At 34.9% G+C, this 13,978-nt stretch carries 9 protein-coding genes; 7 read left to right on the top strand and 2 right to left on the bottom strand.

Features of this window, described 5'->3' with window-relative positions; genetic code table 11:
• Positions 1 to 88 precede the first annotated feature (88 nt).
• The 6 genes from treP (at position 89) to KFD70_RS18875 (ending at position 11,670) form a co-directional block, all read left to right on the top strand.
• Positions 89 to 1,516: a PTS system trehalose-specific EIIBC component gene (gene treP, locus KFD70_RS18900; protein WP_431613279.1), complete on the top strand. Its 1,428-nt coding sequence runs from the start codon at positions 89 to 91 to the stop codon at positions 1,514 to 1,516.
• Positions 1,517 to 1,529: 13 nt separating this feature from the next.
• Positions 1,530 to 3,191: an alpha,alpha-phosphotrehalase gene (treC, locus tag KFD70_RS18895; RefSeq protein ID WP_336452965.1), complete on the top strand. Its 1,662-nt coding sequence runs from the start codon at positions 1,530 to 1,532 to the stop codon at positions 3,189 to 3,191.
• Between the two features lie 466 nt (positions 3,192 to 3,657).
• The gene (locus KFD70_RS18890) at positions 3,658 to 5,490 is read left to right on the top strand and encodes a GAF domain-containing sensor histidine kinase (protein WP_336452966.1); all 1,833 of its coding nucleotides are present in this window, start codon (positions 3,658 to 3,660) and stop codon (positions 5,488 to 5,490) included.
• A gap of 1 nt (position 5,491) precedes the next feature.
• A complete protein-coding gene (locus KFD70_RS18885; protein ID WP_336452967.1) occupies positions 5,492 to 6,133 on the top strand; it encodes a response regulator in 642 nt (213 codons plus the stop codon).
• 413 nt (positions 6,134 to 6,546) lie between these two features.
• Positions 6,547 to 10,785: a S8 family serine peptidase gene (locus tag KFD70_RS18880; RefSeq protein WP_336452968.1), complete on the top strand. Its 4,239-nt coding sequence runs from the start codon at positions 6,547 to 6,549 to the stop codon at positions 10,783 to 10,785.
• Between the two features lie 285 nt (positions 10,786 to 11,070).
• Complete coding sequence (locus tag KFD70_RS18875; RefSeq protein ID WP_431613278.1) at positions 11,071 to 11,670, top strand: TasA family protein; 600 nt, start codon at positions 11,071 to 11,073, stop codon at positions 11,668 to 11,670.
• Positions 11,671 to 11,823: 153 nt separating this feature from the next.
• Here KFD70_RS18875 and KFD70_RS18870 read toward each other — a convergent pair whose 3' ends face one another.
• A complete protein-coding gene (locus KFD70_RS18870) occupies positions 11,824 to 12,348 on the bottom strand; it encodes a DUF2812 domain-containing protein (RefSeq protein ID WP_336452970.1) in 525 nt (174 codons plus the stop codon).
• A gap of 1 nt (position 12,349) precedes the next feature.
• The gene (locus KFD70_RS18865; protein ID WP_336452971.1) at positions 12,350 to 12,664 is read right to left on the bottom strand and encodes a PadR family transcriptional regulator; all 315 of its coding nucleotides are present in this window, start codon (positions 12,662 to 12,664) and stop codon (positions 12,350 to 12,352) included.
• A 321-nt stretch (positions 12,665 to 12,985) separates the two neighbouring features.
• Between KFD70_RS18865 and KFD70_RS18860 the strand changes: the two genes are divergently transcribed.
• Positions 12,986 to 13,960 carry a phosphotransferase enzyme family protein gene (locus KFD70_RS18860; RefSeq protein ID WP_336452972.1) on the top strand — a complete coding sequence of 325 codons (975 nt, stop codon included), beginning with the start codon at positions 12,986 to 12,988 and terminating at the stop codon, positions 13,958 to 13,960.
• Positions 13,961 to 13,978 lie beyond the last annotated feature (18 nt).

Genomic DNA, 13,978 nt, shown 5'->3' with positions numbered 1-13,978 from the left:
CAACTCGTATATACGAGTATTGACTAACTTATATATACGAGTTAATATGTAATTGTAAACGGTATCAAAAAAGAAAAGAGGGACGGATATGGGGAAAGATTATCGTAAAACAGCAGAAGAAGTGCTGAAATATATTGGTGGTAAAGAAAATATTGAACAAGCAGCTCACTGTGTAACGAGACTTCGTATCGCTTTAAAGGATGAAAGTAAAATAGATAGTGATAAACTGCAAGAAGTTTCCTTAGTAAAAGGAGCGTTTCATAACGCTGGTATATTTCAAATTGTGATTGGTCCAGGAGATGTAGATCGAGTATATGCAGAATTGATAACGCTTGCAGGTATGAAGGAGTCGACAGTAGCAGATGTGAAGGATTCGGGAAATCAAAAATTAAATCCGATGCAAAAATTTGTAAAGATATTTTCTGATGTATTTATGCCGATTTTGCCAGCAATTGTTACAGCTGGTTTACTTATGGGGATTAATAATTTATTAGGTGCTAAAGACTTATTTTTTGAAGGGAAAAATTTATTAGAAGTATATCCAAACTTAGGCGGGCTATGGGATTTAATTAATATGATGGCAAATACGGCATTTGTATTCTTACCAGCACTTGTTGGTTGGTCTGCGACGAAACGTTTCGGCGGCAGTCCAATACTCGGGATTGTAATGGGGTTAATGCTTGTACATCCTGATTTATTAAATGCATGGAATTATGGAAAAGCATCGGCAGGACTAGATGGACAAAAAATTGAGTACTTTAATATTTTAGGATTGTTCCAAATTGAAAAAGTAGGGTATCAAGGACAAATTTTACCGATTTTAGCAGCAGCATTGGTGCTAAGTAAAGTTGAGATTTTCCTGAAAAAACGTGTACCAAATGCGATACAACTATTAGTTGTACCGATTACAACAATCGTTGTGACGGGGGTATTAGCGTTAGGTATTATTGGTCCAGTTACACGTCATATCGGAGATTTACTAACAACTGGATTAGTGGGAGTATACGAAACAGTTCCAGCAATCGGTGCGGTTCTATTTGGAGCACTATATGCACCATTAGTTATTACAGGTATGCATCATATGTTTATTGCAATTGATTTACAATTAATTTCACAAAGTGGTGGTACATTTATTTGGCCAATGATTGCACTTTCTAATATCGCGCAAGGTAGTGCAGCGCTAGCAATGTTTTGGATTTCAAAAAATCAAAATGATAAAAGTATGGCATCAACATCAGCTATTTCAGCGTACTTCGGTATTACAGAACCAGCAATGTTTGGTGTGAATTTGAGAAATAAATTTCCGTTTTATGCAGCTATTACGGGATCGGCACTTGCGGCAGTATTTATTACGTTAAATGGCGTATTAGCACCAGCGATTGGAATTGGTGGTTTACCGGCATTTATTTCTATCATTCCGAAATCGATTCCGATGTTTGTAGTTGGGATGATAATCGCAGTAGTAGTTCCATTTGTTTTAACGTGGTTATTTGCAAAGCAAGTAAAACAGAAGTAGGAGGCAATTTAGCATGAAAGATTGGCATAAAAGTGTTGTCTATCAAATTTATCCGAAAAGCTTTAATAGCTATTACAATACAGAGACAGGCGATATAAAAGGTGTAACAGAGAAATTAGATTATTTACAAAAACTTGGTGTTGATTATATTTGGCTTACGCCAATGTATCGTTCACCACAAAATGATAATGGTTATGATGTTAGTGATTATTATTCAATAGATCCATCTTATGGAACAATGGAAGAATTTGAAGAACTTTTAGCAGAAGCGAAGAAACGTGAGATGGATATTATGCTTGATATCGTTGTGAACCATAGTTCGACGGAGCATAAGTGGTTTCAGGAAGCGCGCCATGATAAAAATAGCCCGTACCGTGATTTTTATATATGGCGTGATGAAAAGAATAATTGGCAGTCTAAGTTTGGTGGTTCCGCTTGGGAATATGATGAGAAAACAAAGCAATATTATTTGCATTTGTTTGATAAAACGCAAGCTGATTTAAATTGGGAAAATGAAAAGCTTCGGGAAGAAGTATACGAAATGATGCGCTTTTGGCTTGAAAAAGGGGTCAAAGGATTCCGGCTTGATGTCATTAACTTAATTTCAAAAGATCAACGTTTTCTAGATGATGAAGGAACAACTGCTACTAGCGATGGTCGGAAATACTATACAGATGGCCCTCGTGTTCATGGATATTTACAAGAAATGAATCATGAAGTATTTGAAGGAAAAGACGTAATTACAGTTGGAGAAATGTCATCTACAACAATTGATAATTGTATTAAGTATTCAAATCCAGAGCGGAAGGAATTAAGTATGACTTTCAGCTTTCACCATTTAAAAGTAGATTATCCAAATGGAGATAAGTGGACAAAAGCTGACTTTGATTTCAGGCAGTTGAAAGAAATCATGTCAAAGTGGCAAACTGAAATGCAAGAAGGTGGGGGCTGGAACGCTCTGTTCTGGTGTAACCATGATCAGCCTCGCATTGTATCCCGTTTTGGTGATGATAAGCGGTACCGAAATGAATCGGCAAAGATGTTAGCAACGGCGATGCATATGTTGCAAGGCACACCTTATATTTATCAAGGTGAAGAAATTGGAATGACAAATCCAGGATTTGAAAGAATTGAACAGTATCGAGATGTTGAATCTTTAAATATTTATGAAATGAAGCAGGGAGAAGGGATGTCAAATGAAGAAATCATTGGTATCCTAAAACAAAAATCTCGCGATAATTCACGGACACCTATGCAGTGGAATGAAGAAGAAAATGCTGGTTTTTCAACAAATACACCTTGGATTTCAGTTGCAGAAAATTACAAAGAAATTAATGTGGAAAAAGCATTACAAGATAAAGAGTCTGTGTTTTATCATTATAAAAAGTTAATTGAACTTAGAAAAACATATGATGTGCTTACAGCTGGTAAATATGAAATTATAGATATGGATGATCCGAATGTTTGGGTATATACTCGTACGTTAAATGATGAAATGCTACTTGTGATAAATAATTTTTATGGAGAAACAATAACATATTCTGTGCCAAAAGAGATTAAAGTAAATGGGATGAAGCAAGAAATATTAATATCAAATTATGAGGATTCAGGTGAAGATATTAGAAAGCTTATCCTTAGACCGTATGAATCCATTGTGTATCGATTTACTAAATAATTGAAATAAGAGGTTGGATGCCCATAGCATTCAACCTCTTATTAATTTAAAACGCCACTATATAACATTTTTACTTCTACTTCAGGGTTAAACTGCACCTTTGGATAATCTTTTTTCAAATTTTAAATTATGTTTGTGTTAAAGATTTTATAGGGGATATATAACATCAACAGTTTCTTGCTTTACATGTACAAAGAAATTTACAAGTGAATTACAACTCTACTAGATTAACGATATTAATATACATCTTTTGTACTATAAAGATTACGTCCAATAGTATGTACAATTACATCATTTGATGAATAGGAAATTTATAAAAATCAACTTATACTAATATTGTGTCTTGCCTGTTTAGGTGTAGTACACAGCCGGTGATTGGCTAGTGGAAGTTCTTCCATTTTGCCAGTGCCGGTTTTTTGTTGGATAATAGAGAAAATATATTTTTATAAAGAAAGAAGGGGCTGTTTTGAAAGATGTAGATTCTATTTTTATGAGAGAAAAAGTTGCTAGTTATTATCTTTATTTCATTTCTTTTCTTGGTTTGATTACTATAACTATATCTTTACTTGAAATTAAAATCCCTTCTCATCCAACAATACTAATATTGTTATTAATATTTATGGGGATTGCAGAGTATTTTCCTGTACGATTTTGGAGAGGAACTAGCTCGCTTACCTTTCCGATTATTTACGCTATGAGTTGGCAGCTTGGAATACATATAACTATTATTGCAATTGTGTTTGTTACGCTAATTATTCATCTGCATCGTCGTTCGCCAGTGCAAAGAATGCTATTTAATAGTACACAGCATGCTCTTAGTTTGATCTTGGCAGAATGGTTTTCCAATGAAGGTCTGTCTTTATTTATTAGCAGGATCGACATGTCAGTCCTGTATGAGAAATTAATATTTCTGTTATTGTTTTGCGTGTTTTTTTGTTTTTTCAACAACCGTTTTTACGATTTGTTAATGGTACTCCTTCCTCAGCCGTATTCAATACATCAATGGTATAAAAAAACCACAACGGTATTTCTTTGTGAAACTTTTGGTTTATTTTACGCTGCTCTGATGCATCTCTTAGTTAGTGCATATAGTGTGGAGATAAACGAGATTACAGTATTGTTTTTCTTTTTTCCACTTGTAGCAATTTCAGTTATCAGCTCTTTTTCTGTGCGAATAAGGATCGAGAAGGAACGATTATACGAACTGTTTCTTATTACAACAGAAATAAGTCGTGGACTAACCGGAGGGAACTTGAAGCATATCAAACAAGCACTTAAAGGTTTTTTTGGAATACAAGCATATGCAATATGGACAAAAGATGATGGAAACTGGAATCTTTTATTAAAAGATGGGAAAGTGCATCCGAATTTTTCTGATCATTCTGATATATATAAGGGGTTTGAGGAAATCTCCAAAAATCTTGTTTTTAATGATTGGAAAACTGGTATGGCTCCTGGAGATGATGTATTTGATGATATCATACGCTCGCTTGTATATTTTCCCCTTATTGTAAATGATGAATTAGTTGGAATGTTTGTTGCAGGAAAAAGTAGAAATGCGGGTTTTTTTCCAGAAGATATACAGTCTTTAGCTACGTTTTCTAACCAATTAGCTAACGTAGTTAAAACAAGGATATTGATTTCTGAACAGGAAAAAAGAATGATTTTAGAAGAAAGAAATCGAATTGCACGCGAAATTCACGATGGTATCGCGCAAGCGTTAGCCGGGGTAATATTCCAACTAGAATCCGTCCAGAAAAAATATCGTGATAAACCAACCGATATGCAGCAAGTAGTGGAGAAAAGTATAAAAAAATTAAGGGGAAGCTTAGGAGAAGTTCGCTATTCTATTTATGCTTTAAAGCCATATCCAACGCAACAATTAGGACTTAAGCAAGCGATAGCAAGTAAAATAAAATCTGTAAAACAAGAATATGAAATAGACATTACATACCATGAAAGGGGTCATGCTCGTACAATCAGTTTTTCTAAAGAAAGAGTTATTTTTGATACATTTCAGGAGAGTTTGCAGAACATTGTTAAACATGCACAAGCAGAAAAAGTTGATGTGCTGTTAAGCTATCAGCGTGAGCACGTACTTTTAAAGGTGAAGGATAATGGAATTGGTTTTTCACTATTTGAGTCTATGGTTAAAACGAAGTGTGAGCCGCATTATGGTATATTACATATGAATGAACAAGCTGAACAGCTAGGGGCTACTTTACAGATTGATAGTTCTGTAGGGAAGGGGACAGAAATTACATTATTAATTCCAGATTCACAAACAAGGGGTGCGTAAAATGATTAAAATATTAGTAGTGGATGATCATGCTTTTTTACGAGACGCAATTCGCAGTATACTAGAGGTTGAATCTGATATAAGAGTAGTTGGGGAAGCGATCTCTGGGGACGAGGTATTAGAGAAAGTCGAGGAATGCAGACCGGATTGTATTTTAATGGATATTAATCTTCCTGGGAAAAATGGAATTGAAGCTACGGCGTTAGTGAAAAAACAGTATCCGACTTGCCGAGTGCTTGCTTTTACTATGTATGAGCATGACGAGTATTTAATGGATGCACTTCAGGCGGGTGCTGATGGCTATTTGTTGAAAGATTCATCATCAGAGCAAGTAGTAGCAGCAATTCGAATGTTATATCAAGGTGATTCCGTTATTCATCCGCGTATGACGAAAAAATTAATTACGTATCATCAGCAACAAATGAAAGTAGAATCAAACGAAAATGAATTGACAGAGCGTGAAAAGGAGATTCTCTTTGAATTGGTTAAGGGGCTTAGTAATAAAGAAATTGCTGAAGCTCTATATATTAGTGACAAGACAGTTAAAATTCACATCAATAAAATTTTTAAAAAGCTCAATGTAAAAAGTCGTTCGCAAGCAGTGATTTATGCAGTTCGAAATCAATTGGTTCCGTTGGACTAAATAAAAAATTCCTAAGAGAACTATCGTGTTTCTTTATTCTCTATTCCAAAGAATAAAGAGCAAGATAGTTCTTTTGTACTATTTAGGTGTAGAATCATTAGAACAAAAATTACTCCTTTTGTTTAATGTTCAGAAAAATCGGAATATGGAATAATGAAAATAGAATTATCGTTTCATTGTATTAATAATTCATTTTGTGAAAATTTGGTATTGGAAATAAGTTGTAGGGGGCGTTTATAGAAAAAATTAAAGTGGACGGTCAGCTAGATGAAATGTGGGGATGGTAGCAGTGTTGGTTATTCTCAATCATACAAAATAAAGGTTCAAGATTGATAGAATTGCCAATGCTGAACAAGGTTTTGAGAATCAATTCGTCTCGAAAAAATAACTTTGTAATTATAAGGGGATGCCATATGAAGAAAAGAAAATTTGGAAAGATTCTTATTGGAACGTTGACTGTTGGTATGTTATTGTCTCAAGGAATTCCATATAACGTATTGGCAGAAGAGGTAAATACATCTACTTTAACTGGTATTGATGATGCAAATTCTGTATTGAAAGGACTTACAAAGGAACAACGTAATGCTTTAAAAACATTAGATACAAAACCAGGTTTTGTTATTTCACCAGGTATCAATACAGCAAGTCCTGATAATGTGAATGTAATTGTAGAGTTCAAGCAAGCTCCTGCTAAAATTGAGGTGCTAAAACAAGCAGCTAAAGGGAAAAAATTAGCTCTTTCTAATGCAGAACAAAAGGTGGAAGCATCTCATAAAGGATTTAAATCTGAGCTCGAACAGCTTCGAAAAAAGAAAGATAAAGGGGAAAACTTTAAGTCTGCCAAAATAACAAGAGAATATAAGAATGCTTTTAATGGTGTGGCAATGTCGTTACCTGGGAATATGATTGAAGACTTAGTTCGCACTGGTATCGTTAAGCGCGTATGGGAAGATCAGGAGGTCAAAATTGATTTGCCGAAAGAAACAGCTAAGACTGCTGCCCAGCCAAAAATGGCAGATAGTGTACCACAAATCGGTGTGGACAAGCTTCATGATGAAAAAATAACAGGTAAAGGAATTAAGGTGGGGGTGCTGGATACAGGTATCGATTATAACCACCCTGATTTAAAAGATGCATATAAAGGATATCGTGCAACACAAGGGGAAGATCCAACAAAGGTAGATCCAAACTCTATAAAAGGATGGGACTTCGTTAATAACGATGCTGATCCAATGGAAACAACATATAAAGACTGGCAAAACTCTGGAGGTTATCCTGAGATTTATAATGGAAATGCATATTATACATCTCACGGTACACATGTAGCTGGAACTATTGCTGCAGACAAAAAAAATAACGTAGATTATGCGGTTAAGGGAGTCGCTCCTGATGTAGATTTATATTCGTATCGTGTATTAGGACCATATGGAAGCGGACAAGTAAATGGTATTCTTGCTGCGATTGATAAAGCAGTGAAAGACGATATGGATGTTATTAATCTATCACTAGGTGCCTCTATTAATGATCCTTTATACCCTACTTCTGTGGCAGTAAACAATGCTATGTTAGCTGGTGTTGTCACAGTTGTAGCGGCAGGAAATAGTGGACCAGAAGAAGGAACTCTTGGATCACCTAGTGCGGCAGCACTTCCGATTACAGTTGGAGCGAGTGACGCTGCGATGACTATCCCGACGTTTTCCGCTACTGCAGGTGATTTACATGTGGATAAGATGATGCTACTTGGAAAAAGCTTTGCTGATAAGCTTGAGGACTTAAAAGGACAATCCTTATCTGTTGTATATACAGGCCTTGGAAAATCAGATGATTTTTCAGGGAAAGATGTAAAAGGAAAGCTAGCGCTCATCCAGCGCGGTGAGATTACTTTTGATGAAAAAATTAAAAATGCGAAGGAAGCAGGCGCGAAAGCTGTCATTGTGTACAACAATGTGGATGGTGACATTACAAGTTATCTTGGAGAAAGTACTTCATCTATTCCATCTTTCCGCTTAACAAAAGCAGATGGTGAGAAATTACAAGCAAAAGCTGCCCAGGGGGATGTGTCCTTAGCATTTGGAGAACTGAGTAACACAAAAACAGAGGGAGATCACCTAGCTGATTTCAGTTCACGAGGTCCTGCAAGTAAAACAGATGATATTAAACCAGATATAGTAGCGCCAGGTGTGTCTATTTTCTCTACTGTTCCTGAATATATTAATGATCCAAAGGATGGCGAAAATTATCCAGTAGCGTATGGACGTATGTCGGGTACATCTATGGCAACTCCTCATACTGCGGGGGTAGCAGCATTAATTTTACAAGAACATCCAAACTATAGTCCATTTGAAGTAAAAGAGGCGCTTATGAATACAGCGGTAGATTTAAAAGAAGAGCGCTCCGTATTTGAGGTGGGATCAGGACGAATTGATGCTTATCGTGCAGTTCATACGGATACAGCGATTGAGGTTATCGATAAAACGACAAACGTGGTAAATGATGAAGAAGTAGAAATTGAAGAAAAAACTGGTTCTATTGCATTCGGTTATAAAACGCAATTAGCAAATGGACCAATTAAAGATAATCGAAAAGTTCTGATTAAAAACAACAATAAAACAGAAGAAAAAGAGTTCAAACTAGAAGTAGAGTTTTCACCAACAAGTGTAGGAGTGCAGGATGCAGCGAAGAATGGTGTGAAGTTGAATGTACAAGATTCTATTAAAGTAGCTCCTGGTACATCTGGGGAAATTAGTCCTGAAATTATCATTCCAGAAAACGCGGAATTCGGTAGATATGAAGGATATATTCATATTTCAAATAAAAACAATGAAAAAGAAACATATCAAGTGCCATTTGCAGTGAAATTCACAGAAAAAGGGATTGCATCTGTAGATTTGCTTAGAGATGCAATGGCGACAGATACATCTAACTTCCATCCATTTATGGGAAGACCGAGTTCACCGTTGACATTTAAATTAAATAGTCCACTTGAAACCATTGATGCGGTTGTGAAGGATCGAAAAACAGGAAAGGCATTAGGAATTGTTGGCACACTTAATGCTAGTAGTCTAACACCGAATACTGAATATATTATGTTCGATGGTATGGGAGGATACGTGTTCCCGTTTACAGGAGATCCGAATCATCCAATTGGAGATAAACGAGTTACGCTACCTGATGGAGATTACCAACTGGATTTCATTGGATATGATAAAGAAGGAAAACCTTATACAAAAGGAGATAGCGTAATTATTGATAATGTCAAACCTGAAGTGAAATTTGCTGATGTACAACCTGGTGTTCATGAGGTAAATGAATCTATGTTCACAGAAGAAGATGGTCAAAGGGCATTGTGGGTCCATGGTAATATTTATGATTCTACGATAGATGCATTAAAGGCAAAAGGCCTTCAGTATGATCAAAAGGCTAATGAAATTGTATATTACCAAAACTCTGCCTTTCCATCAGGTTGGTTGAATACAATTCAAGCCAATGGTGATTTTAAACTTGGCGTACTTCCAGAGGAAATAAATGAACCGCTTAATTTAAGATTATTTGGATATGACCTTGCAACTGCAGCGAATATGGCGAATGGGTTTAAAGATTACGTCTTTGTTAAAGAAGGAACAGAATACGCTATTCCAAGTTATGACAAAGACAAAATAAAATTAGGAGACAAAATTACGTTAACTTTAAATCTCAATAATGTAAAACAACTTATGTCAGGTACATTTGAGATTCCTTATAGTAAACAGCTATTTAAATTTACAGATGTGAAATCAAATCCAGCGCTTACGGAATATGCGAAACAACATGGATTAAATATCAAGTTAGAAGATCCGGTGATAAATGAAGAAGGCACTTGGGAAAATAAAGTAAAAGTTGGCGCATCTGTAGAAGGAGCAGAATTTAAGGGATTAGATGGAGACACACCATTTTTAGATGTTACATTCGAGATGACGAGTGATGAATATTTTAATAGTTTGGCTGTATTTGGAGTAGATAAATTCTCTTATACAAAAGCTGGTGTATCAGAAGGTGCTGAGATTCCTGTGTTTAAAGATAAATCCTTTTCTATTGTTTCAAAACATTCAATGGTTACAGGATATATTGGACCAGAAGCATTCTTGACTGAAGAGGGGTATGTAGGTAAGAACGACTACACAAAACTGGGAGCAAAAGTGTACGTGGTTGGCAAGGATGGAAAGAAATACACAGGGAAAATTGATAATAACGGCCAATTTGAAATTCACAATGTTCCTGTGAGCGATAAAGAATACGATATTTTTGTAGAAATGCCGGGTCATTTAAATAGTAAATTAACAACAAAAATAGGGAAAATGCAGGATGGGGAATTAGTAGGTCAATATTTTAGAGCTGATATGGATGATAACCTTGCTGGTGACGTCAACGGCGATAAAATGGTGGATATTCAAGATGCTAGAATAGCAGCTCTATCATATGAAAAAGGAAAAACTGTTAAAGATGGTGACATCAATCAAGACGGCGTTGTAAATGAAACAGATATACGTTTTATCGAGAAGAACTTCTTGAAAAAGGGTCCAGATGCTAAAGAGAATCAGAAACCAAAAGAAAATGTTGGACCAGTGACGTTAGAGAAAATCTTGCGCTCGATTGGATTGGAACCGAAAAAATAAGTAAGTACAAATTTGGAATGCAGTATGCCATTAAATAACTACAATAAAACGAATTAGGGATGTGCTTCCATGATTAATGAGGACCGGTAATGCTTCATTGTAACGTTACCGGTTTTTCTTAAAGTAGTTTTATAGTGAAATGTATTTTGGTACTTGAATTTTCACATTGAGTAATTAAAATTGGTTAGTTTTTAACGTGGAATAGTTTACTAGCTTGTTTATTATTTTTCGTGCAATTGATACGTGATCTATAACTTGAACTTTTAAAATAGGGGGATTATTGAAATGGGTCTTAAGAAAAAGCTTGGTATGGGTGCTATGACTGCGGTTCTTGGTTTATCTTTAATTGGGGGAGGAACGTATGCGTATTTCAGTGATAAAGAAGTGTCAAATAACACGTTTGCAGCTAGTACTTTAGACTTGAGTGTTGATCCTAAAGTCGTTATTGATGTAGATAATCTTAAACCAGGTGACGAAATGGAGCGTGGGTTTCAACTAGTTAACAAAGGTACATTAGCGATAGGAGATGTGAAGCTTCTTACTGATTACACTGTAATTGATGCCAAAGGAGATAATGGAAATACTGATTTTGGGGATCATATCCGCGTTGATTTCTTGTGGAACTTGGACAAAAATACAGTACCTATATGGTCTACTACATTATCTGAATTGAAGGAAGCTACACAAAATGGAAATATTCCTGATCTTGTGCAAAAAGGTATTGTAGATCGAGAAGAAAACGGACTTGCTCCAGGTGATGACGATACTTTCTATGTGATGTTCACATTTGTAGATAACGGGGAAGATCAAAATGTGTTCCAAGGAGATGTATTGAATTTGAATTGGACTTTCAACTCAATGCAAACAGAAGGTGAAGAAAAGTAAATGCATGTGTGGGCTCAAAGTAAAACTTGATTAAAAGGATGTTGAGAACATTCATTTCATTATGAAAAGATTCCCTTATATTTTGAATAAAGATTAATTAAAATATAAGGGATTTATAATGTATCGCTGCTTTATAGACTTAGAAATGCTATACTATTTTGTGCGAAAAGAATGGTAGTAGGTCGCCATTAATGTCATTAACATGGGAACAGTAATGACAAGTGAACATAAAAAGATTGTTGAAAATATTGTACTTAATAATCCAGAGCTTACTGAATGAACGATATAGCTTATAATAAGCAGAGCCATACTAATCGCGACTGTTAATAGAACTGGTTGTCTAAGTTTTTTTATTTTTTCCTGCTTTGTTTCTTTATCTGTATAAATTGGTTTTGTGCCAGGTTGCGCTTTAAATAGGTGCATATTATAACTTGAGCAAATATATTCCCAACCTGCCAGTTCAAACATTTCGATATATTCTTCTAATTCGTTTGCTGCTAATTCTCTTATATCAAGACTAAAAATAACATCTTCAGCAATACCTTTTTCCAATTCATATCCCATTTTTTTGAAGCGTTTCACGATCCAACCTTTTGTAGCATACTTCCTTAGCTTCTGTAAGTCCCTTTTTTCTGAAAAAGCAATTCCGTTTGACATCATGTATTTTGTTTTCCCCATTTTACTTCTCCCCCTTTAATCCATTTTCAGCGAAATCAAGCATCGTTTTACGTCTCAAAATATCTTGTTCTAACACTTCTTTCCCTTTTTCTGTTAAAACATATACTTTTCTACGTGAATTTGAATCATCAAATAACTCAATGTAAGATTCGGTTATTAACTTTTTAATAATTGTGTACAGTGATGCAGGTCCAATTACTACTTGACCTTCTGTTAATTCTTCAATCAAACTCATCACTGCATAGCCATGCCTTGGTTTTGTAAATCCTGCCATAATATAAAATACAGAATCAGTTAACTGCTCTAATGATTTCATTTTATCCCTACCTTTTATATCACTTTATGATATATCTGAAAAAAATATATCATAAAGTGATATAAACAACAAGAAAAAGATGGAATTATTATCAGATTTTAGTTTGAATTCACATTTAGGTATAGGTTTCTTATTTACAAAATGCTGAGAATCTCTAAAGAATGTTCCGGCACCTTGAACAAAAAAGTTGATTGAATAAGCAATCTTTTTATTTTTTGATCCCTTCTATTTATAAAATTTGAGCTCGTGCATTCTGTTCATAGCAGTATTTTTCACGTTCATGTCGAATTAAATAAAGGATACGTAAAGGAGGAGCTAAATATGGAAATAGCTGTAGAGAGAGTTTTCACCAATGAAATTTTGGAGGAAGCGGCAAATCTATTTAACGTTACAGTGGAAAAAAATCCACTTGGAGATTTTGAAAACTATATTTTTCATGCAAAGGATGAAAAGGGGGTATCTTACGTATTAAGATTAACGCACTCTTCTCATCGATCTGAAAAACAAGTAGAAACAGAATTAGATTTTTTACAGTATCTAGGGGAGCATGGAGCTAAGATTGCTAGACCATATTATTCAAAATCTAGAAAACTTGTAGAAGGGATACAAGCAGTAGATGGAACTTTCTTTTACGCTTCTTTATTTGCATATGCCAAAGGAGAGAGAGTAAAAGATTCAACATCTATTTATTGGGGAGATGATCTTTTTGAAGCATGGGGAAAAGCGATTGGTCAACTTCATCGTCTTACAATAAGTTATCCTAATACAGGATATCGTGATACATGGGAGATAGAAGAGAAAGCGATTATTGATCAGTTAGAGGATGAACAAGTAAAAAAGATTGCATATGTATTAATTGATAAAATAAAGATGCTTCCAATAGAAAAGAGAAATTTTGGTCTTATGCATGGTGATATTCATCAAGGGAATTTCCATTATGATGGGAAAGAATTGACGATTTTTGATTTTGATGATGCAACGTATAATTATTTTATTCATGATTTAGCAATGGTTATTTATTATTCCGTTCTTTCGAATGTATGGAAGACTGAACAAGAAAAAACATTGTTTGTGCGTAAACAATTACAAGTATTAAGAAAAGGGTATGAGTTAGAACATCAATTAGAAGAAAGTTGGTATGAATCACTACCACTATTTTTACGCCTTCGTGATATTGGTTTATATGGTACGATTCAGAAGAAGTTCAAGGGTAAAGAAATGCCAGTATATTTTCAAAAGCTAGCAGATGAACTGTATGTAAGGATTATAAAACAGGAAGCCATTGTGAATATATAATACAGATGTAATGTAACA

It is taken from the genome of Bacillus pfraonensis, from assembly GCF_050768835.1.
GTDB classification, from domain to species: Bacteria; Bacillota; Bacilli; order Bacillales; family Bacillaceae_G; genus Bacillus_A; species Bacillus_A pfraonensis.
This window is presented reverse-complemented; position numbering and strand designations above follow the sequence as displayed.

What these genes read in the sequence shown, in the direction of transcription:
- treP (WP_431613279.1), top strand. Translation starts at nt 89, where the DNA reads ATGGGGAAAGATTATCGTAAAACAGCAGAAGAAGTGCTGAAATATATT.
- treC (WP_336452965.1), top strand. Translation starts at nt 1,530, where the DNA reads ATGAAAGATTGGCATAAAAGTGTTGTCTATCAAATTTATCCGAAAAGC.
- KFD70_RS18885 (WP_336452967.1), top strand. Translation starts at nt 5,492, where the DNA reads ATGATTAAAATATTAGTAGTGGATGATCATGCTTTTTTACGAGACGCA.
- KFD70_RS18880 (WP_336452968.1), top strand. Translation starts at nt 6,547, where the DNA reads ATGAAGAAAAGAAAATTTGGAAAGATTCTTATTGGAACGTTGACTGTT.
- KFD70_RS18875 (WP_431613278.1), top strand. Translation starts at nt 11,071, where the DNA reads ATGGGTCTTAAGAAAAAGCTTGGTATGGGTGCTATGACTGCGGTTCTT.
- KFD70_RS18870 (WP_336452970.1), bottom strand. Translation starts at nt 12,348, where the DNA reads ATGGGGAAAACAAAATACATGATGTCAAACGGAATTGCTTTTTCAGAA.
- KFD70_RS18865 (WP_336452971.1), bottom strand. Translation starts at nt 12,664, where the DNA reads ATGAAATCATTAGAGCAGTTAACTGATTCTGTATTTTATATTATGGCA.
- KFD70_RS18860 (WP_336452972.1), top strand. Translation starts at nt 12,986, where the DNA reads ATGGAAATAGCTGTAGAGAGAGTTTTCACCAATGAAATTTTGGAGGAA.